At 63.0% G+C, this 18,429-nt stretch carries 14 protein-coding genes and 1 pseudogene; 7 read left to right on the forward strand and 8 right to left on the reverse strand.

What is annotated here, in order from left to right:
- From MF134_RS21820 to MF134_RS21845, 6 genes and pseudogenes are all read left to right on the forward strand, one after another.
- A pseudogene (locus MF134_RS21820) lies at positions 1-415 on the forward strand (methyl-accepting chemotaxis protein); the annotation flags it as partial.
- Between the two features lie 214 nt (positions 416-629).
- Positions 630-1,409 (forward strand): 3-hydroxybutyrate dehydrogenase, encoded by a 780-nt coding sequence (locus tag MF134_RS21825; RefSeq protein WP_255341533.1) that lies wholly within the window; start codon positions 630-632, stop codon positions 1,407-1,409.
- A gap of 112 nt (positions 1,410-1,521) precedes the next feature.
- Positions 1,522-1,686, forward strand: a complete 165-nt coding sequence (locus MF134_RS21830; RefSeq protein ID WP_255341534.1) for a DUF3096 domain-containing protein — start codon at positions 1,522-1,524, stop codon at positions 1,684-1,686.
- Positions 1,687-1,688: 2 nt separating this feature from the next.
- On the forward strand, positions 1,689-2,966 hold the full coding sequence (locus tag MF134_RS21835) for an NAD(P)/FAD-dependent oxidoreductase (protein ID WP_255341535.1): 1,278 nt from the start codon (positions 1,689-1,691) through the stop codon (positions 2,964-2,966).
- 88 nt (positions 2,967-3,054) lie between these two features.
- A complete protein-coding gene (locus MF134_RS21840) occupies positions 3,055-4,458 on the forward strand; it encodes a cytochrome P450 (RefSeq protein WP_255341536.1) in 1,404 nt (467 codons plus the stop codon).
- 134 nt (positions 4,459-4,592) lie between these two features.
- Complete coding sequence (locus MF134_RS21845) at positions 4,593-7,472, forward strand: DNA translocase FtsK (protein WP_255341537.1); 2,880 nt, start codon at positions 4,593-4,595, stop codon at positions 7,470-7,472.
- Positions 7,473-7,747: 275 nt separating this feature from the next.
- Here MF134_RS21845 and MF134_RS21850 read toward each other — a convergent pair whose 3' ends face one another.
- From MF134_RS21850 to MF134_RS21880, 7 genes are all read right to left on the reverse strand, one after another.
- On the reverse strand, positions 7,748-8,944 hold the full coding sequence (locus MF134_RS21850; RefSeq protein WP_255341538.1) for a hypothetical protein: 1,197 nt from the start codon (positions 8,942-8,944) through the stop codon (positions 7,748-7,750).
- Between the two features lie 374 nt (positions 8,945-9,318).
- Entirely contained in the window at positions 9,319-10,032 is a 714-nt protein-coding gene (locus MF134_RS21855) for a glycosyltransferase family 4 protein (RefSeq protein ID WP_255341539.1), read from the reverse strand.
- A 29-nt stretch (positions 10,033-10,061) separates the two neighbouring features.
- Positions 10,062-10,631, reverse strand: coding sequence for a glycosyltransferase family protein (locus MF134_RS21860; RefSeq protein WP_255341540.1), 570 nt, complete (start codon positions 10,629-10,631; stop codon positions 10,062-10,064).
- A gap of 132 nt (positions 10,632-10,763) precedes the next feature.
- On the reverse strand, positions 10,764-12,092 hold the full coding sequence (locus MF134_RS21865) for a glycosyltransferase family 4 protein (protein WP_255341541.1): 1,329 nt from the start codon (positions 12,090-12,092) through the stop codon (positions 10,764-10,766).
- Positions 12,093-12,140: 48 nt separating this feature from the next.
- Complete coding sequence (locus MF134_RS21870; RefSeq protein ID WP_255341542.1) at positions 12,141-12,962, reverse strand: ABC transporter ATP-binding protein; 822 nt, start codon at positions 12,960-12,962, stop codon at positions 12,141-12,143.
- Positions 12,959-14,080, reverse strand: a complete 1,122-nt coding sequence (locus MF134_RS21875) for a hypothetical protein (RefSeq protein WP_255341543.1) — start codon at positions 14,078-14,080, stop codon at positions 12,959-12,961. The genes MF134_RS21870 and MF134_RS21875 overlap by 4 nt, the downstream gene beginning before the upstream one ends.
- A 407-nt stretch (positions 14,081-14,487) precedes the next feature.
- Complete coding sequence (locus MF134_RS21880) at positions 14,488-15,339, reverse strand: ABC transporter permease (RefSeq protein WP_255341544.1); 852 nt, start codon at positions 15,337-15,339, stop codon at positions 14,488-14,490.
- Between the two features lie 625 nt (positions 15,340-15,964).
- On the opposite strand from MF134_RS21880, the gene MF134_RS21885 reads away from it, so the two are divergent.
- Entirely contained in the window at positions 15,965-17,119 is a 1,155-nt protein-coding gene (locus MF134_RS21885) for a polysaccharide biosynthesis/export family protein (RefSeq protein WP_255341545.1), read from the forward strand.
- A gap of 259 nt (positions 17,120-17,378) precedes the next feature.
- On the opposite strand, the gene MF134_RS21890 is transcribed toward MF134_RS21885, so the two are convergent.
- Complete coding sequence (locus MF134_RS21890) at positions 17,379-18,374, reverse strand: DUF4424 domain-containing protein (protein WP_255341546.1); 996 nt, start codon at positions 18,372-18,374, stop codon at positions 17,379-17,381.
- Between the last annotated feature and the right edge of the window lie 55 nt (positions 18,375-18,429).

Consider the following 18,429-nt stretch of genomic DNA (forward strand, 5'->3'; position numbering starts at 1 on the left):
CGGCCGGTCGCTGGACGAGATCGTGGCGGAGGTCTCTGGCATGGCGGATGTGGTGGCGAAGATCGCCGACAGCGCGCGCGAACAGGCGACGAGCCTTCGCGAGGTGTCGGGAGCGGCCGACCAGATGGACAAGGTGACGCAGCAGAACGCGGCGATGGTGGAGGAATCGACGGCGGCCGCGCAGACGCTGCAGAGCGAGACCGACGAACTGGCCCAGGTGGTGGCGCGGTTCAAGACGGCGAAGGCCGGCGGCACTGCGGCCCACGCAGCGCGACCGGCGCCCAAGCCCGCCAACCCCTCCGGTGCGGTCTCGCGGTCGTCCTCCAAGCCCGTGCCGCAGATGCGCGCGACCGGCTCCGGAGGCGCCGCGCAAAAGGTGGCCGCGCCGGCCGAGGAAAACTGGGAAGAGTTCTGAGGCGGCAGTCCCGTCTCGGTTGGGGCCGGCGGAGAGATCCGCCGGCCTTTGCTTTTTGAAAGGCCGGTTTACGGGGTGCGAGGGTAGGCTGGCGTCCGGATCTGCGGTCTCTTGGCGAGCCGCGTTAAACTTCGGTCATCTTCGTTTGCCTGCCTTGCTGTCTGCAGTGCGTCGTCCATCTTGCTGCACATGCGAAATACAGGAGTAGCGGACGATGAAACTTGATCAGAACGTCGCCGTCATCACCGGAGCGAGCTCGGGGATCGGCAAGGTGATCGCCCACACCTTCGCGCGCGATGGCGCCAAGGTCGCGATCTGCGACATCAACATGGACGGCGCCGAGAAGGCCGCCGCGGACATTCGCGGCGAAGGCGGCGACGCCATGGCCGTCGAGATGGACGTCACCAGCGAAGAGGCGGTCAATCGCGGCGTCGATGAGGTGGCCGAGCGCTATGGCCGGATCGACACGATGGTCTCGAACGCCGGCATCCAGATCGTCCATCCGATCGAGGACTTCCCCTATGAGGAGTTTCGCAAGCTGGTGACGATCCATCTGGACGGATCGTTTCTCCTGACCAAGGCCTGCGTGAAGCACATGTATCCGCGCAAATCGGGCTCGCTCATCTATATGGGCTCGGTGCACAGTCACGAGGCGTCGGCACTGAAGACCGCCTATGTCGCGGCCAAGCACGGCATTCTCGGCCTTGCGCGCACCATGGCCAAGGAAGGCGCCAAGCACGGGGTGCGGTCGAACACGATCTGCCCCGGCTTCGTGAAGACGCCGCTTGTCGAGAAGCAGATCCCGGAACAGGCAGAGAACCTCGGCATCTCCGAGGAGGACGTCGTCAACAAGATCATGCTGGGCGAGACGGTGGACCAGGAGTTCACCACGATGGAGGACGTGGCCGAAGTCGCCGTGTTCCTGGCGAGCTTCGGTTCGAACGCCCTTACCGGCCAGTCGATCGTGCCGAGCCATGGCTGGTACATGGCCTGACCCGGATCGTGGAAAGGCAGGAGTGGAGGGCTGACCGTCGCGTTCGGCAACCGCCGACCTTTCGATGGTGCGGCGAAGCCCTAACTATCCTGCCTGATCGGAGGACAACCTTATGGAAATCGTCGCTGTTCAGCCGGTTGTGGCGCTCATAGCCGGCATCCTGATCCTTATCGTCCCGCGGCTTTTGAATATCGTCGTGGCGATCTATCTCATCGTCATCGGCCTGATGGGCCTGTTTCCCGGCTACTTTGCAGGCGGCGTACCGGGAGCCGGGTGACGATGGCGGGCAAACCTCGCGTCGTCATTCTGGGCGGCGGCGCCGGCGGATCCGAACTCGCCTCGCAGCTGGGGAGCGATGGTGCGTGCGACGTGACGTTGGTGGATCGTCAGGCGGCCCATCTCTGGAAGCCGCGCCTGCATGAGTTTGCAGCCGGCACGATCGATTCGACCCTTTCGGAACTCAGCTATTACATGCTCGGCCGCATGCGCGGCTTTCGCTTCGAGCAGGGCGAGGTGCGCCGGATCGACCCGGCGGCGAAAACCGTCGAACTGGACGGGCCCGATGCGCCGGACGGGTTTCGTCCCGGCCCGCGCAGGATCGCCTATGATACGCTGGTCGTTGCCCTTGGTGGCGTGACGCCGGATTTCGGCACGAAGGGCGTGGCGGAGCATGCCGTGCGGTTGGACGAACGTCAGGATGCCGACCGGTTTCGCTCCCGCTTCGTGGCCGCGATGATCGCGGCGCGGGAAAAGGGTCGCCCCACGCGGATCGTGATCGTCGGCTCCGGCGCCACCGGAACCGAGCTTGCGGCGCATCTCAGGCAGGTCGAGCAGGCTTTCTTCCAGCCGCAGAACGGCGGAAAAAAGGGCCTCCTCAAGATCACTCTTGCCGAGGCTGCCCCGCAGCTCATGCCGGGTGCCGACGAGACGCTCCGCGCCGACGTGAAGGCCCGTCTCCACGCCCTCGACATCGAGACCGTCACCGACGCCAAGATTTCGGAAATTACCGCGGACAGCGTGAAGTCGGCCGACGGCACTGAGTATCCGGCCGATATTTCTGTCTGGGCGGCCGGCCTGGTCGGCAATCCGTGCCTCAAGGAGATCGCCGATTTCGAACTGGACAAGAAGGGGCGGATCGTCGTCGACCAGCATCTGCGCAGCAGTCTCGACCCGAACATCTTCGTCTTCGGGGACGCTGCGAGCTTCACACCCGAAGGCGAGGACATGCCGTTGCCACCGACCGCCCAGTGCGCGAGTCAGCAGGCGGACTATCTGGCCGACGCACTGCCGAAGATCATCCGGGGCGACGAGCCGGAGCCCTTCGTCTACGACGACAAGGGGCGGCTCCTCTCGCTGGCGCGGGCGGGCTCGGTCGGCATGATCGGCCTCGGCCGCAAGAGCGACATCCTGGTCAAGGGCCAGTTCGCCAACGCCGCCTACAAGAGCCTGCAGCGGCGACACCAATGGACGCTGCTCGGGCCGGTGAGGGGTGGGCTGGCGATCTTTGCCGACATGATCTCCCCGGCCAAGGGTGCGCAGCTGAAGCTGCACGGCTGAGCGATCCGGGACCGGGCTGGCAATCGACGCCGCTTCGTGCGACGCATCTCTTCATTGGAGACTTGCGAAGCGGTGACGAGGGCGAGCGATGGCGGCATTCGAGCCCGTGAAACTGGACGTCATGCCCGAAGGCAGCAAGCGCCTTACCTTTATCAACAGGCTCCTGCGCAATCCGGCTTCCGCTGCCCCGGCCGAACTCCTGAAAACGCCCGTCTTTGCACCGCCCTTCGCAAAGGGCCGACTCGTCTATGTCGCGGACCCGGAGGCTTTGGAGACGATCTTCGTCGAACGGCCGGAAGATTTCCCCAAGGGCCCGATCGACAATCGCATCCTTCGTCCGATTTTCCGCGACGGGCTGCTCCTCGCCGAAGGGGCGGACTGGCGCTGGAAACGCCGGCTGGCAGCGCCCGTCTTCTCACCGGCGGCCATGCGCCGCTTCATGCCTCAGATCGTCGCGCCGTTCCGCGAACTGGCGCTGGAATGGCAGGCGGCCGGCGGGCGCGTCGACGCGTCCGACGGGATGAAATCCGCCACGCTTTCGGTCATCGACAGGCTGCTGTTTGCCGGCCGCCGCGAGATCGATCCCGAGCTCATCAAACGGCATGTTGACGACTATCTCGCTCCGACGTCCTGGATGGTGGCCTATTCCCTGTTCGGTATTTCCGAAAAGCTGCCCTTTCCGGGACGTCGCAAGCTTGAGAACGCCAGGGATGCCGTCCAGGCCGTGCTGGCCGAGTTCGTGGCGCGCCGCCGGGCCGATGACGGAGGCGTCGACGATCTCTGCAATCGCCTGCTCGCGGCGTCCGATCCGAAGAGCGGACGGCGGCTGACGGACGAAGACACGGTCGACATGCTCCTCACGCTGATGTCGGCCGGCCACGAGACATCCGCCAATGCGCTTGCCTGGGCGATCTACTGCCTGGTGGAAATGCCCGAGGTGCAGGAGTGCCTGATCGCGGAGATCGATGCCGCGGTTGGCGATCGTCCCATCGAACATGCCGATATCGAGAAGCTGGGCACGGTGCGCGCCTTCATCGAGGAGACGATGCGGCTGTTTCCCCCTGCACCGGGTCTCTCGCGTCGGATGGTGAAGGCCGAGACGTTTGGCGGCATGCGCTTCGAACCCGATACCGCGGTGCTGATCCCGATCTATCTGATCCATCGGCATCCCGCCTTCTGGGATCGGCCGGACGTCTTCGATCTCGATCGATTCACGAATGGCAAGGATGCTGGCATCCAGCGCACCGTCTACATGCCGTTCGGCGCCGGGCCGAAGATCTGCCTGGGTGCCCAACTGGCTCTGGTCGAGATGACGGCCGGACTCGCGACGCTCCTCCAACACGTCCGTTTCAGCCGAGCGGCCGATGAGCAGCCGAGGCCGCTCCATCGCGTCACTTTGCGACCGGCAGAGAATTTTCAGGCCGTGGCCTTGCCCCGTCGGCACGAGGGTTCGTTCGAGGATGCCGGTCCGTCGGCCGAGGCTGCAGCTTGACCTCGGAGCTCAGGCGTTTTCCCTAACGGCCTCTTAATCTTAAGCCAGCCTTAACCCCGTTGAACCTAGGATCGCGACCCGAATGCGCGCGTCGAATCGATGCGGCGCTGATACGAAGCGATACGGGTCAGTCCATGGCGATCACGGCAGTCGACCACCACCAGCAGACATCCATCTTCCGGCGCGGCTTCGAGGCGACGGCCGGGGTTCTCCTATGGCTCCTCGCCGGCTTTCTCAGCCTAGCCTGCGTCACCTGGACGGTCACCGACCCGTCCCTCAGCCAGTCCAATCAGAACATGGTGGAAAATGCGGCGGGCCCGGCGGGCGCCATCGTGGCCGATCTGATGATGCAGGTCTTCGGTCTCGGCGCCGTCTTGGTCATTGCCTGGCCGGCGATCTGGGGCACGTTGCTTCTCGCTGGCCGCCCGATCGGGCGGATCTCCCGGCGCGGGTGGTATGCCGTCGGCGGGATCGTTCTCACCTGCGCGGCCATCGGCTGTTTCCAGGCACCCGAGAGTTGGCCGCTGCCGATCGGAATCGGTGGCGTCGCGGGTGATCTCGTCCTGCGCGTCCCGGCAAGCCTCTTCGGCGGTTATCCGTCGGGCTTCTGGGCGATTCCCCTGGCTTTGCTCTTCGCGGTTCCCGCGATCTGGCTGGACCTGATGGGAGCCGGGCTGATCGGCCGTGACTGGGAAACGCGCAATCGCCGCATTGCCGGCCTCGGCCGTGACGAGGAAGACGAAGAGGCTGGGGAAGGCAAGCTGTCTCTCGTGATCGGTGCCTGCGCCCACGCGATCTATTCCGCGAAGGCAGCCTATGCCCGACGCAGAGACGATTTTAACGCCCGCCGCGAGCCGGCGGAATTCGGCGATCGCTTCGACGACTGGCACGAAGAGGACATGGCTCCTGTCCATCGAGCCGCGCCATCGCCGCGCCCGGTCGATCGTTCGATCCGGGTGGCCATGCCGGGTGAGGCGCGCGCCTCGGATTTCGACACGGCCGAGTGGCAGGAGGATGACGACGCCGAGCCCTATGACCGGGGTTATGACGATCAAGACCGGCACGACGGGAACGAGTTCGGCGAAACCGACCCCTGGGCCTCGGTCGAGGAGGCGCTCGGACCTGGGGCGCCGGATAGGGTCTCGCTCGATCCGGACGACCGCGTCACTGCGAAGGACGATGAACAGGATACTGCCGGAGGCGGCTGGCGCGGTCTTCTCTCGGGCAATATCGTCGCTTTTCCAGGCAAGAGGGGCCAGCGCTCGCCCGAGGACGGACGCGCCGAGCCGCGGCCGCCACGGGTCGACGACAGGCCGCGCCCGGCTTCCGCGCAGGGCGGAAGCGCTCGCGCCCCCCAGTCAGACGGCGGAACCCGCGTCGTGCCGCAACAGACCGTGACGGCCGATCAGCAGCGGCTTCGCACCGGTTCGGGCCGCGCGGTCGCCCTGAAGCCCCAGGCGACGACGCTGCCGGATCCGAAGCTGTTCGAACTGCCCTCGATCGAATTCCTCTCGCCGCCCAAGGCGAAGGGCCGCGACGCGACCATGTCGCCGGAGGCGCTGCAGGAAAACGCACGGCTGCTCGAAGGGGTGCTGGAGGATTTCGGCGTCAAGGGTGAGATCATCGAGGTTCGTCCCGGCCCGGTCGTCACGCTCTACGAGCTCGAACCGGCCCCCGGCATCAAGTCGAGCCGCGTGATCGGCCTGGCCGACGATATTGCCCGCTCGATGTCGGCAATCGCCGCGCGTGTCGCCGTCATCCCGGGCAAGAACGCGATTGGCATCGAACTGCCGAACCAGCGGCGTGAGACCGTCTATTATCGCGAGATGATCGCGTCCGACTCTTTCAGCCAGAACAAGGGCAAGCTGCCGCTCGTCCTCGGCAAGACGATTGGCGGCGAGGCGGTGATCGCCGATCTCGCCAAGATGCCGCATCTTCTCGTCGCCGGTACGACCGGCTCGGGTAAGTCGGTCTCCATCAACACGATGATCCTGTCGCTCCTCTACAGGTTCACGCCGGCCGAGTGCCGCCTGATCATGATCGATCCGAAGATGCTCGAACTGTCGATCTATGACGGGATCCCGCATCTCCTTTCGCCGGTCGTGACCGACCCGAAGAAGGCGGTGGTCGCGCTGAAATGGACGGTCCGCGAGATGGAGGACCGCTATCGCAAGATGTCGAAGGTCGGCGTGCGGAATATCGACGGCTTCAACAGCCGGGTGAAGAGCGCGCTCGACAAGGGCGAGACTATCTCCCGCACGGTCCAGACCGGCTTCGACCGCGAGACCGGCGAGCCGATCTTCGAGACCGAGGAATTCGACCTCGAGCCCTTGCCTTACATCGTCGTCATCATCGACGAGATGGCCGACCTGATGATGGTCGCCGGCAAGGATATCGAAGGCGCCGTCCAGCGCCTCGCCCAGATGGCGCGTGCCGCCGGCATCCACGTGATCATGGCAACCCAGCGCCCCTCGGTCGACGTGATCACCGGCACGATCAAGGCGAACTTCCCGACGCGTATTTCCTTCCAGGTGACCTCGAAGATCGACTCGCGCACGATCCTCGGCGAGCAGGGCGCCGAGCAGCTCCTTGGGATGGGTGATATGCTGTTCATGGCCGGCGGCGGCCGCATCCAGCGCGTCCATGGTCCCTTCGTCGACGATGCCGAGGTGGAGGCGATCGTCAATCATCTGAAGTCGCAAGGGGTGCCGGATTATCTCGACGCCATCCTGGAAGACGAAGACGAGGATGGTGGCGGATCGGCCGGTGGCGGCGGTGGCTCGGGCGGAGGTTCCGGCGGAGCCGGCGACGACTCGGCCGATCCCTATGATCAGGCCGTGGCCGTGGTGCTGCGCGACGGCAAGGCTTCGACCTCCTACATCCAGCGCCGTCTCGGCATCGGCTACAACCGCGCCGCCTCGATCATCGAGAAGATGGAGCAGGAGGGGATCGTCGGGCCCGCCAATCACGCCGGCAAGCGCGAGATCCTGGTCCCGACCGAAGACGAGATGTGACCGGGCGAGAGGCCGGGCATTGCTCTCGATGAGAGCGTGACGCTCCCGTTCAAGCAAGTCGTATAGCGGCAAGACCGATCTTCTTCTGCAGGAGATCGGCCCTTGCCGCGCTGCACGAACCACGCCCGCAGGCCCGTTATGGCTTTGGTTGTGGGGGCTTCCTCGGTCCGGTTGCTTGGGAGCAAGCGATCCTGCGGCAGATCATCTCGATGACGACGCCCATGCACCTCTCAGGGCGTAGCCCGAACTGCTGGCGGCCGCGCTGCACTCTTGCCCTACGACTGCGAGCTATTGAGGTGCTCGCGCCCGCCGATCAATATCATCCAGGTGACCGCGAACAGCATCATGGAGACCAGTAGCACGGTGATGATGGTTCGGAATCGCCGCGGTTCCGTCGAATCGTCGGGCAGGTTCGGCCTGACCACCGTCTCGATATAAATGCTCTGCCGTCGGGCTTCGAGGCGCGCCTGATCGATGGCCTTGGAGGCCAGAGTTAGAGCTTGATCGGCGAGCACCTTTCGCAGAGTGAGTTCCTCGAACGTGGAGATCTGGTTCGACAAGGCATCGTCTGTGCCTGTCAGCTTTTGCTGCTCTTCGCTCAGTTGATCTTCGAGAACGCTCGCCTTGGTCTTCAGGGATGCAATCGTCGGATTCGAGGGGGAGACGCGGGTCTGTTGATCAATCGCAGCCCGTGTTCGTGCGAGTTCTCCGGTCAATTCGCCGATCACCGAAGCCGTCGGCGAAGCCTCCCCTTCGATATCGAGGAACATCTGTTGATTGCGGAATTGCGTCAGATTGCTCTGCGCTTCGAGCACGCGCTCTTCCGCCTGCGCCATCAGATTGTTCGCGTTGGAGAGCGCATCCTCTTCGGCCCGCTGGTTCATTCTGTTGGCCAGTTGCTCGCTTAGACGCAAGAGCTCCTGGGCGACGTTCTGGGAGTCTTCTGGCGTGAACAGATCGACGCGCAGCCAACTGATCCCGGTGTCTTGTTCGCGTACGATGCTGACGTAAGAAAGATAGCACTCGTACAATGTCTCGAAGGTCCGTTCGCTCCAGGGTTTGTAGCAAACGGAAATCGGATCGACCCATTCGCGGTTGAGATAGGTCTCCATGGGAAGCGTCTTCATCAGATCGCGCAGGGCGTCGCGAGACTCGATGTAGCTCTGGACGGCGTAGCTGTCGTCATCGGCGCGGCTGATGCCGAAGGTTTGGAGAAACGAGGAGAGGCCGCTCACGTCCTGGGTCGAAGCGCTTCTTACTAGGAAGCGACTCTCCGAGACGTAGCGGTCGCTCGCGATCGCTCCATAGTAGACGAATGCGCAGACCGTGGGGACGAGGACCACGGCGATAAACAGCAACCATCCCAACGAAAACGACGACGACAGACGCGCGGGCTTGGCGGGGGCACTGCCCTGCGTGCCTGCACGGGGGACGTCAAGCGCCTTCCTAGTGGTGGGGTTCAGAAGCGACACGCATCAACCTCGCGACACCGGAACCATTGCCTTGAGCGCTCTGTCCCGGACGAGCCGGCATGTCTTTTCACTAGGGTCTCTCCGCTATGGCCGCATTGGCGCAGCATCGCGTCCCGGTGTCCATCTTCAGTGCTATTATTCGCTCGAGAGGTCAAGCCGTTGCAGTCTTGGAGGTCCTCAAGGCCCGTGCGAGAGGCCGCGGTCTGGCGTCCCCGCAAGAACGGCGGTCCCGGCAGCAGGTCACGACCGGTCACCAAGCAGGACATCATCATTCGCCGCTGGCTTGTTGCAGGATGTGCATTCGGGCGTCCACTTGCTTCCGCAATTCGGCGAGAATGGGACCGGAATGGAAGAGAATTTCAGGCATGTAGCGCCTATAGCAGTTCGTCATAGAGCGCCTTGACCCGCTCCGAATAGCGCTCCGGCGAAAACTGAGCGGCCTGTTCCGGACCGCGGCGAGACAGTTCGGCCCGGAGATCATCGTCGTGGTCGATCATGCGGATGGCCTGGCCGATGGCCATGCTGTCGTAAGGGTCGGCCAGGAGCCCCGCTTCGCCCACCACCTCGGGAAGCGAGCTGGTATTGGCCGCAACGACCGGCGTGCCCAGAAGCATTGCCTCGAGGACCGGAAGGCCGAAGCCTTCGTAAAGCGAAGGAAAGAGCATGGCGCGGGCATTCTCGACCAGCGACAGCATCTGGAAGAATGGCAGATAGGGGAGGTGAATGATCCGCTGCCGCGGCGGGGCCTTCCGGCGTGAAAACAACGGCGCGGCGCTCTCGATCTTCTCGACGACCCTCTCATAGTCCCAGCCGAGCTTGCCGACGATCACGAGGGGATAGCGCGAGCCGGTCGACAGGTAGGCGTCGATCAGCCGCTCGATGTTCTTCTTGGGTTCGACGGCGCCGACGAAGATGAAGTAGCGCTGGGGCCGCAGGCGAAATGCCGCGATCTCGCGCAATTTCTCTTCTGCGGGCCGGGCGCGGTGGCGTTCGGGCAGGGCGACGGCCTGGTAGGTGTTGACGACCCGGTCCTCGTCCACCCCCAGATACTTGATGATGTCGCGCCGGGACGATTCCGAGACCGTCACGATCCTGTCCGCGGTCTTGGCCAGCGTGGTCAGGGTCTCAGAAAGGCGCGCTTGTTGTCGAGCGTGGTATGGGGAAGGCGCAGGGGAACGAGGTCGTGCACCGTGTAGATATTAGGGCAGCCCTTCACCTCGATCGCAGCCGGATGGGTGGCGTGCATGAGTTTCGGCTGGCGGAGCGGCTTGACCGCAAGCCGGCGTCCGTATCTCTGGACATGCCAATCGGCCCTGAGAAACAGCATCTCGACGGCCTGCTGACGGGCAAAGCCCTGCAGGTCAGGAAAGAGGCTGTCGCTTTCGCCGTGGGTGCAAGCGATTTCGCTGGCGGTGACGCCGAAAGGTGCAGCGGCCATGTACTGGCCTGCCCGACGAAACCGCCGGAAACGGGCGAAGATCGAGCGGTTTCCGGCCGAAGGATCGTAGAGCTTGATCTCGTTCCATTCCGGCTGATTGGGCGTCAACGGGAATTCGGTGTCGAAAAGGACATCCAGTTCATGCCCTTGCCCTCTCAGCACCTGCGTGAGGTTGCGGGCGTAGGACGCGATGCCGGTCCCCTGCTTGATCGCGAGATTGCGACCCTCGATCAAAACCGGTGCCGTCATCTGTGGTCCTGCATGTGAAGTGCTGATGGGGTGGGTCGAGCGTGATTGGGACCCGCTACGAGGTTCGTCCCGGCGCTGTCAACGGCGAGGCAAAGAGCCATCGAACGGACAAGTGGCTCTCGTCATGTCATTCTACGACAAGGTCCGCCCCTGCTTTACGGCATTGATCGCGTCCATGCCCATCTCCACATGGCGCTCCCAGCTCAGAGCCCGGTACCCATGGGCCCGGTTCCGCCACTCCTCGCGCAACGGGCTCGCCGATGCAGTCATGTCCACGACCGCGTCGGTCCAGGCCAGCCCGTCGATTTCGCCCAGGAGCAGGGCGCGCCCGTCGGCAATTTCCCGATGCACGGCGATATCGGAGGCGATGACGGGCGTCGACATGGACAATGCTTCGGCAACGGGCAGGCTGAAACCTTCGACCAGGGAGGGGGCGAGGAGCGCCCGTGCGCCTTTCAGCAGCGCGGCAAGCCCGAGATCGGACAGATCCGCGACCTCGATGAGGTGCGGCCCGATTTCGCGGGAGCGTTCCAGGACGTCCAGCATGTTCTCGTTCTCCCATCCCCGCCGGCCGACGAGCACCAGCTTCGGGGCGTTAGCACCCAGACGTTTCACCACCTGGCGCCAGACATTGAACAGGAAGATCAGGTTCTTGCGTGGTTCGATCGTGCCGACGCTGACGAAATACGGAGCCTGGGGAAGGGGCGGTCGCGGCGATTCCCGGTCGGCGAACCACTGGTCGACGCCGAGCGGCACCACTCTCGATGGGGGGACATGCCAGCCCTGTTCCCGCATGTAGTCCGAAACGGCCGTCTGGGTGGCGGCGGAGTTGAGGATCATCATCGCCGCTTTCCTCGACACGGTCTGCAGACGGGCATGGTGGCGTGCGGCCGAGCCCGGCGAGCAGAATTCCGGATAGTCGACGGGAATCGCATCATGAATCAGAAAGACCGATTCCATCTGATGGGAGTCGAGCCAGGCGAAGCGGTCGGGCCGGTCGAGTTGAGTGTGTGAACTGTGAAAATAGCATCGCGCCTCGTTTCGTGTCTGGGCGAGGCGACGTCGCAGGAGGGTCGGCGCGGTAGTGATCTGCCGGAACGGAAATTGCAGCGTCTTCGCCGCCGCCTGACGACGGCTCTGGCGCTTGAGACGCCGCGCTCCGATCTGCCGGGGATCGGCGGGAGCCTCGATCGCAGTCTTCAGTTCCCGATAGAACGGATCGTCGGCTCCGGATTCCCGGTCGCGCATCCAGCCTGCCTCGATTCGGGCGAGATGGGTCTGCATCGTCTCCGGCGGTATGGCGCCATTGGCAAGCGGGAGCGTGATTACGGGAACGGCCGGACCGTAGCGCTCCTTCGTCACGATCTCCTGGGCATAAGCGTATTCCACACGGTCGATGCCCGTCGGCGCCCCCCGCAGCAGGCGCGAGGAAATCCGGGTGAGATCGAGAAAGATGGTCATGATGTCCTGGCACTCCAGCAAGCGATCAGACGACCGCCCGCTCTCCGATCACAGGGTCGAATAGAGATTGAGCGCAAACTCGACGTCGTCGAAGAGACGCCCGCGCCCGCGTTTCAGCACCAGCGCCTTGGAGCAGTACTCCAGGACGGTCTGTCGGTGATGGCTGACCAGGATCATGGCGCAGTGACCGCGCTCTCCGAACAGCGCATCCCGGCATTTCTTCTGGAAGCGCTGATCACCGACGCCCAGCACTTCGTCGATGAGATAGCACTCGAAATCGACGGCCAGGGTCAGGGAGAAGGCAAGACGCATCCGCATGCCGGAGGAATAGGTGTTGACGGGATAGCGAAGATGCCGGTCGATCTCCGAGAAATCGCTGACGAAGTCGATCATGTCCGGAATGGACCGACCATAGAGCCGGGCGATGAAGCGGATATTGTCGAGGCCGCTCATCTGCGGCTGCAAGCCGCCGCCGCCGAAGGACAGGGGCCAGGACATCTTCATCCCGCGACGGATGTGTCCGGCGGTCGGCTTCTCGACCCCTCCGACAAGTTTGACGAGAGTCGACTTCCCGGCTCCGTTTTTGCCGAGAACCGCAATCTTCTCCCCCACGCCGATCGAGAAGCTGATTCCGTCCAGGACTTTGACCGGGCCGGTTTCGCCATCATAGACCTTGACCAGATGAGTGAGTGTGACGTCGCGGTCGGACGGCGCTGGGCCAAGAGGTGCGGGCGGCTCGGGTGATACGGTTTTCTCGTCTTCCAGAAAACGCGTCTTCGGTCTGTGGGCCTTCTGACTGTCGTCAAGATTCTTGATTGGCGCGAGTGCAGCATCGGATTTGCCGCTTCCCTTTTCTAGCGCCCCTTTCACGGCATGTGTTCCATGGTGTTTGCAAGAAGCTTTTTGGCGATCTGATGCGCAGCCACGGCAAAGGCCGCTGTGATCAGGAGGACGAGCCCGACCCGTGGATGGGACGCGCGATCGGGCAGATTGGGAGACGAGATCGTTTGTAGATAGAGCCGTTCCGCAAAAGCCTCCTGTCGCGCGGTTTCGAGCGAACGATAACTCGTCGTGAGCGCTTGGATTGCCAGTTCACGCTCCAATGACAGGTTCTCGTAGGCAGAGAGCTTCGGTGCAAGCGAGTCCGTCGACCCAGCGAGTTCGTTCCTCACTTTCTCCACCTGTCTTGCGAGAGCGTCGCGCTGCTCATTGAGGCTGTTTAGACGGGGGTTTTTGGGTGCGCTTGCCTTCAGTTGGGCAATCTCGGTATCCACTTCGGTCAACTGCTGAGAGAGGTTGGTCATCAGCTCGATCTGCGATGTGGATTGCGCGTTGGGATCGAGGATGCTCTCATCGTTGCGAAAGTCGGTCATTCGCGTCTGTATGTCACGAACTCGCGCCTCATCCTCCGCCACAACGGACTGGGCAAACTGGATGGTGTCGCTTGTCGCGCGATCATTCATACGATTGACGAGCTGCTCGGCCTCATCGAGCAGAGAGGTGGCGATGGCTCGAGCGTCCTCGGGCGTGTAGGCCGTGACCGAGAGAGTGGAAATTCCGGTCGAGTCGTTGATGTCAATCGACACCGTGTCCTGCATGGCCGCGAAGAGACCTTCTCTCGATTCATCATAGAATATCCCGGGATAAACCGTCAGAAAATCGGATGGAGCCCGAGAGAGCATCGCCTCGAGATCGACATCCTGCGCAAGGTGCTCCGCCGCATCGCGGGATTGGAAATAGACCTTGATCACCTCACTCGATTCGTCACTGCGGCTCATCCCCGGAACGGCAAATGCCGAGGAGAGGATCGCGTCGCCGCCCTTGCGGACCACATAGGAGGCCTCGGACGTGTAGCGATCGGCAGCGAAAATGAAGAGATAGACCGCTGCCGCGAGGATCGGCAGGACCACGAGCAGCAGAAAGAGCCATGGCGGCCTGCGGCTGGCACTGACATCGGCGGATGCGTCGGGAGCGTCGAGCCTGCGCACCTCAGGAACCGCCCCATCCCCGGGAAGGCCGATCTCATAGGCCGTCTTCCGCTTGGGAAGAGTATCTAGGCGAGAAGTGGCAGGCGATGGGGCTGGCTTGCGAGTGGGGGCGAGTTCGGAAGGTGCACCGCGCCGGAAAAGCCGGAACTCGAGCGTTTCGATCGCACTAAACGCATTGGCGACCGCCGTCAGCGCCTTGGGACGGGCGCGCTTTCGCGGCAGCGTGCCGCTCCGTTTCTGCGACGAGTCCCGCGTTGCCGAGCTTGCTCGTTTCACGTCTCCTGCTCTCTCGCCCTTGGCCTCTCTGGCCTCCGGCTTTTTCGACAGGGATCGGGACACATCGTCTCTGAGCTCTCTCCGCTTGGAGGAGTCCACTAGGGATTTGATAGGGCGGGACATGGTTGAGCCTATCCGATATGCAAATGGCGCTCAGCGCGTTTCATGACAAGCAGTCCCAAGAAAAAAGTGCCGATGCCCCAAGCGAAAAGGTACCATATATTATAATAGAAAGTAAATCTCTCACCCATGAAGCCTGCTCGAAACAACTCCATGGCATGCACCATGGGGAACACGAGAATGACGTCTCGCGCTCTCTCGGGTAGCCAGGCGCACATGGCGAAGGCGCCCGTCAAGGGAAGCGTGAAATAAAGTATCGGTTGCAGCAAGCGTTTCAGCGGCTTCGACATCTCGGTCAGGCCGGAAAGCAGCAAAGTCATGCCAGCACCGAACAGAGACATCAGCAACCAGCCCGAGACCAGCAGGAGATTGTCGTTTGCCGGTTCGACATAGCCGAACAGGAAGAGAAGCAGGTAGCAGACAAGAAATGACAGGAAGATACTGATCATCTCCATCAAGATCTGCGCAATGAGAATATCGAGCAGGCGAATGTTCTGATGGAACAGGAGCGTGGCGTGCCGGCTAAGCCCATTGCCTCCCCGCGTGAGTAGGTGACGCCAAAGCGTCAGCATCGAATACCCTGTAAGAGTGAAGGCGACGACGGAGACGCCATGTGTCGTGGAACCCTTCATCAAAGACCACAAGATGATCACGCCGACAATCAGCGCCATGGGCTCGCCGATGAGCCAGAGGAAGCCAAGGTTCTGACGGCCATATTGGGCCATGATGTCACGGATCATCAGAGCGCGAACGACACGTACCTGCACGGCAAAGCGGGAGAAGAACGCCTGCATCCATGACAAGGCGGACAAAGAGGATCGTGTTCTTGATGGACCTTCAAAACGCTCCGTGCTCGCGGTCATGGGCTTGTTCGCAACCTTGCTCTCGTTCCGATACGGGACACGCCAAAGGGGGGCACGGCAGCACCGCAGAGTCCTGAACCTGAGTTAGCGGTTCGTGTCTGGCTTGGGCAAGTCCCCTCGGGGGCGCCTTCGCGGTTGCAGCATTTAGGGAGGTCTTGCGCCGTTTTTGTGATCGTTCGCTCCTCGCCAAGGGACGCTGTGGCAAAAACCCAACAAGCTCCGAGGAAACAGCGTCGCATGAAAGCAAAGTCTGGCCTGTGTTTACCCCTGTTGTGTAGCGCTATGCCAAGAACAATTCCGTGCGGCGATCCGCGTGCCGCGTCGTCTGGTGAGAACCGGCAACCGGCTTTGCGCGGAACGACGACGGGGTGCCGGTCCATACTCGGATCGGAAGAACGGGGGAATGGGTAGCTTCAAGCTTGGCGCGAGGCGATCCATCTGGCATTTGGAGTTCGCAATGGTGGCGACGGGATTGGCACGGCAGGCTGAGGGGACTTCTCTGCCGGAAGCCCGGGATGAAGACGGGGCGGGGCCCAAGCCATCGAAGACCACACCACCAACCGGAAGTGTGCGACTTGCCAGAGGTCCGGCTCGCACCGTGATCGCCGCTGCCATGGCGGGGTTGATGGCCGGATGTGCGGCCCTGCCATCAGCAGGTCCCTCCGCCGGCGCCTTCGTGGGCGACGTGGACGAGACCGCTGTTCAGTTTCGCGACGGTTATCTGCTGATTCCCGTCGATCGCACTGTGCTGGCCTATCAGCGTCCCGAAGCGCGCCCGAGCCTTCGCTCGATTGCCAGCCTCGGCCTGCCTGCGGATACGGGAATCGGTGTCGGCGACGTCGTTTCGGTTACGCTGTTCGAGGCCGGCGTCGGCGGACTGTTTTCCTCGATGGGGGCCAATGGCCAGGGATCGTCTTTCGTCCAACTTCCCAATCAGCAGGTCGCTCGCGACGGTTCCATTACCATTCCCTATGCCGGGCGCATTCAGGTGGCCGGCTCCACGACGAGCGCGGTCGAGCAGCGGATCGTCGCCGCACTTCGTGAGCGGGCGATAGAGCCGCAGGCGGTGGTGTCCGTTGTCCAGGGAACGTCGACTGCCGTTGCCGTGACCGGTGACGCGGTGGCGGGGGCCTCGGTTCCGGTCCCGACGAGCGGATTGAAGGTTCTCGATCTCATCGCCCGCGTCGGTGGGCCGACCGCCCCGATCTACGAGACCGCGATCGCGCTGACGCGCGGCAATCGCACGGTGCAGGTGCCGTTCTCGGCTCTGGTCGACAAGCCATCCGAAAATGTCTTCGTGCAGCCCGGTGACGTCGTTCTCGTCACGCGCCAGCCGCGGACCTATGTTGCGCTTGGCGCTACTGGATCCAACGATCAGCTACCGCTTCAGGGATATCAGATGGTACTGTCGGAGGCGCTCGCTCAGGTTGGCGGGCTCAACCCGCAGCTCGCCAATCCGACCGGGGTCTTCCTCCTGCGCCGGGAGCCAGCGGCCGAGATGATCGCACGATATGAGGGACAGGCGTTCGAGAGCGTACCGCCTTACGAAAAAGAGGCGACTCGTCTGTCGGGTGAAATTCCGGTTATCTACCGCTTCAATCTGCGCGAACCCACTGGCCTGATCTATGCGCAGGAGTTCGAGGTCCACAAGGGCGACATGCTCTATGTCGCGACCGCGCCTTACGTGCCCTTCAAGCAGGCCTTCGACGCTTTCACCGGTGTGGTCTCGCCGGCCGCGGCTACTGCTGCGGCGGTTGCGGCGACCTCGGCGCGCTTCTAGGGCATGGGACCCGATTTCGGAATCGGGTCTCATGATTTAGTTCATTGATTTCGCATCGGATTACCCGAAAACCGGGCCCACTTTTCGGTCCGATGCTGCAGGTCGCCGGGCGTCCGATGGCGCGCAGTGCGAGAATTTGCGTCGACGGGGCAGCGGGCGCGGACCGACCTCATCACTGCGCAGATGCGCCCGGTCCATGAACCCCGAATCTCGATCGAAGGCGCGCAACACGCCTCCTGCGAAGGCTGTTTCGTCGCTCCTATTGCCTGACGAGAAACAGGATGTGTAGGTCTTCCTTCGGGACGAAATCCTCATAGACCACCTCGAAACGCGTCGGCGCGATCTTCTTCACGCCGGTGCCGCAGAAGCTGACGAGGTTCTTCGGCGATCCCTTGTCGATCACGAGACGGAAGAGGCCGATCGGCTTTGCCCAATTGGCGCCGGTGGTCAGCACGTAATCGATCTTCCGATCCTGAAAGACGCTGTAGACGTCCGCCGGAGCGTTTGCGGCCGCTTTCTTCACCGCCCGGACGATGTCGTCCTCGATGCAGTAGCGCTCGCGAAATGCCCGGTCCTCCTCGGGGCTGAGATAATCCGCTCCGACCTCGGTCGCGACGAAGCTCGAGACCGAGGGTTTGTAACTGTGGCGAACGCTGACGGTCCGGCCCGGCGGAAAGGTCTGTTCCCAGTGATAGGCGAGGCGGAACGACCAATTGGGCAGGAGGTGCTCCTCCCAGCCCTTGCCGGCATCGTAGCTGACGATTTCACCGATTCCTTCCGACACCAGCGCATCCTTGTCGCTCTGCGGCAAGGCGTCGAGCGCCTTTGCTGTCGCTTCCGAATAGGGCGCCAAGGGAATCTCGAGCGCCTCCAGTCGGGCGGTGACGTTGTTGCCGTCGTGGAAGGCGGCGCGGTCGATCATCATCTCGACCGGCGAACCGTCGACCGTGGTCTCGAACTGAAACGGATCGTCCGCCTCGTTGCTCGGCAGATCGATCACCGAGTCGAAGGGCGCGATGTAGATTTCGGGAAGCGGGAAGGCGACGGTGGTCGTCACCGGCTTGTCGGTGATGTTGGCGAAGACATAGTCGACCGTGATCTGGTCGAGCGAAATCGATAGATCTTCCCGGCGCATCTCGATCGCATCGGTCCTGGTCAGGGTCAGCCCGCCGACGGCAATATTCGCCGTGGAATCATTGGCCGCGGCTGGCAGAAGCGAAGCCAGTAACAGCACGCTGGCGACAAACTCTCTCATGAACGCGCCGATCTCCCGAATGCCGGACCAAGCGTCGGTCCGGTGTCGCGGCGAG

Source organism: Jiella marina (assembly GCF_024359545.1).
Lineage (GTDB): Bacteria > Pseudomonadota > Alphaproteobacteria > Rhizobiales > Rhizobiaceae > Jiella.

Bases quoted from the DNA above. Each gene is read 5' to 3' on its own strand.
- MF134_RS21885 (WP_255341545.1), top strand. From the start codon at position 15,965: ATGGCCGGATGTGCGGCCCTGCCATCAGCAGGTCCCTCCGCCGGCGCC.
- MF134_RS21825 (WP_255341533.1), top strand. From the start codon at position 630: ATGAAACTTGATCAGAACGTCGCCGTCATCACCGGAGCGAGCTCGGGG.
- MF134_RS21840 (WP_255341536.1), top strand. From the start codon at position 3,055: ATGGCGGCATTCGAGCCCGTGAAACTGGACGTCATGCCCGAAGGCAGC.
- MF134_RS21830 (WP_255341534.1), top strand. From the start codon at position 1,522: ATGGAAATCGTCGCTGTTCAGCCGGTTGTGGCGCTCATAGCCGGCATC.
- MF134_RS21880 (WP_255341544.1), bottom strand. From the start codon at position 15,339: ATGACCGCGAGCACGGAGCGTTTTGAAGGTCCATCAAGAACACGATCC.
- MF134_RS21890 (WP_255341546.1), bottom strand. From the start codon at position 18,374: ATGAGAGAGTTTGTCGCCAGCGTGCTGTTACTGGCTTCGCTTCTGCCA.
- MF134_RS21845 (WP_255341537.1), top strand. From the start codon at position 4,593: ATGGCGATCACGGCAGTCGACCACCACCAGCAGACATCCATCTTCCGG.
- MF134_RS21865 (WP_255341541.1), bottom strand. From the start codon at position 12,092: ATGACCATCTTTCTCGATCTCACCCGGATTTCCTCGCGCCTGCTGCGG.
- MF134_RS21860 (WP_255341540.1), bottom strand. From the start codon at position 10,631: ATGACGGCACCGGTTTTGATCGAGGGTCGCAATCTCGCGATCAAGCAG.
- MF134_RS21835 (WP_255341535.1), top strand. From the start codon at position 1,689: ATGGCGGGCAAACCTCGCGTCGTCATTCTGGGCGGCGGCGCCGGCGGA.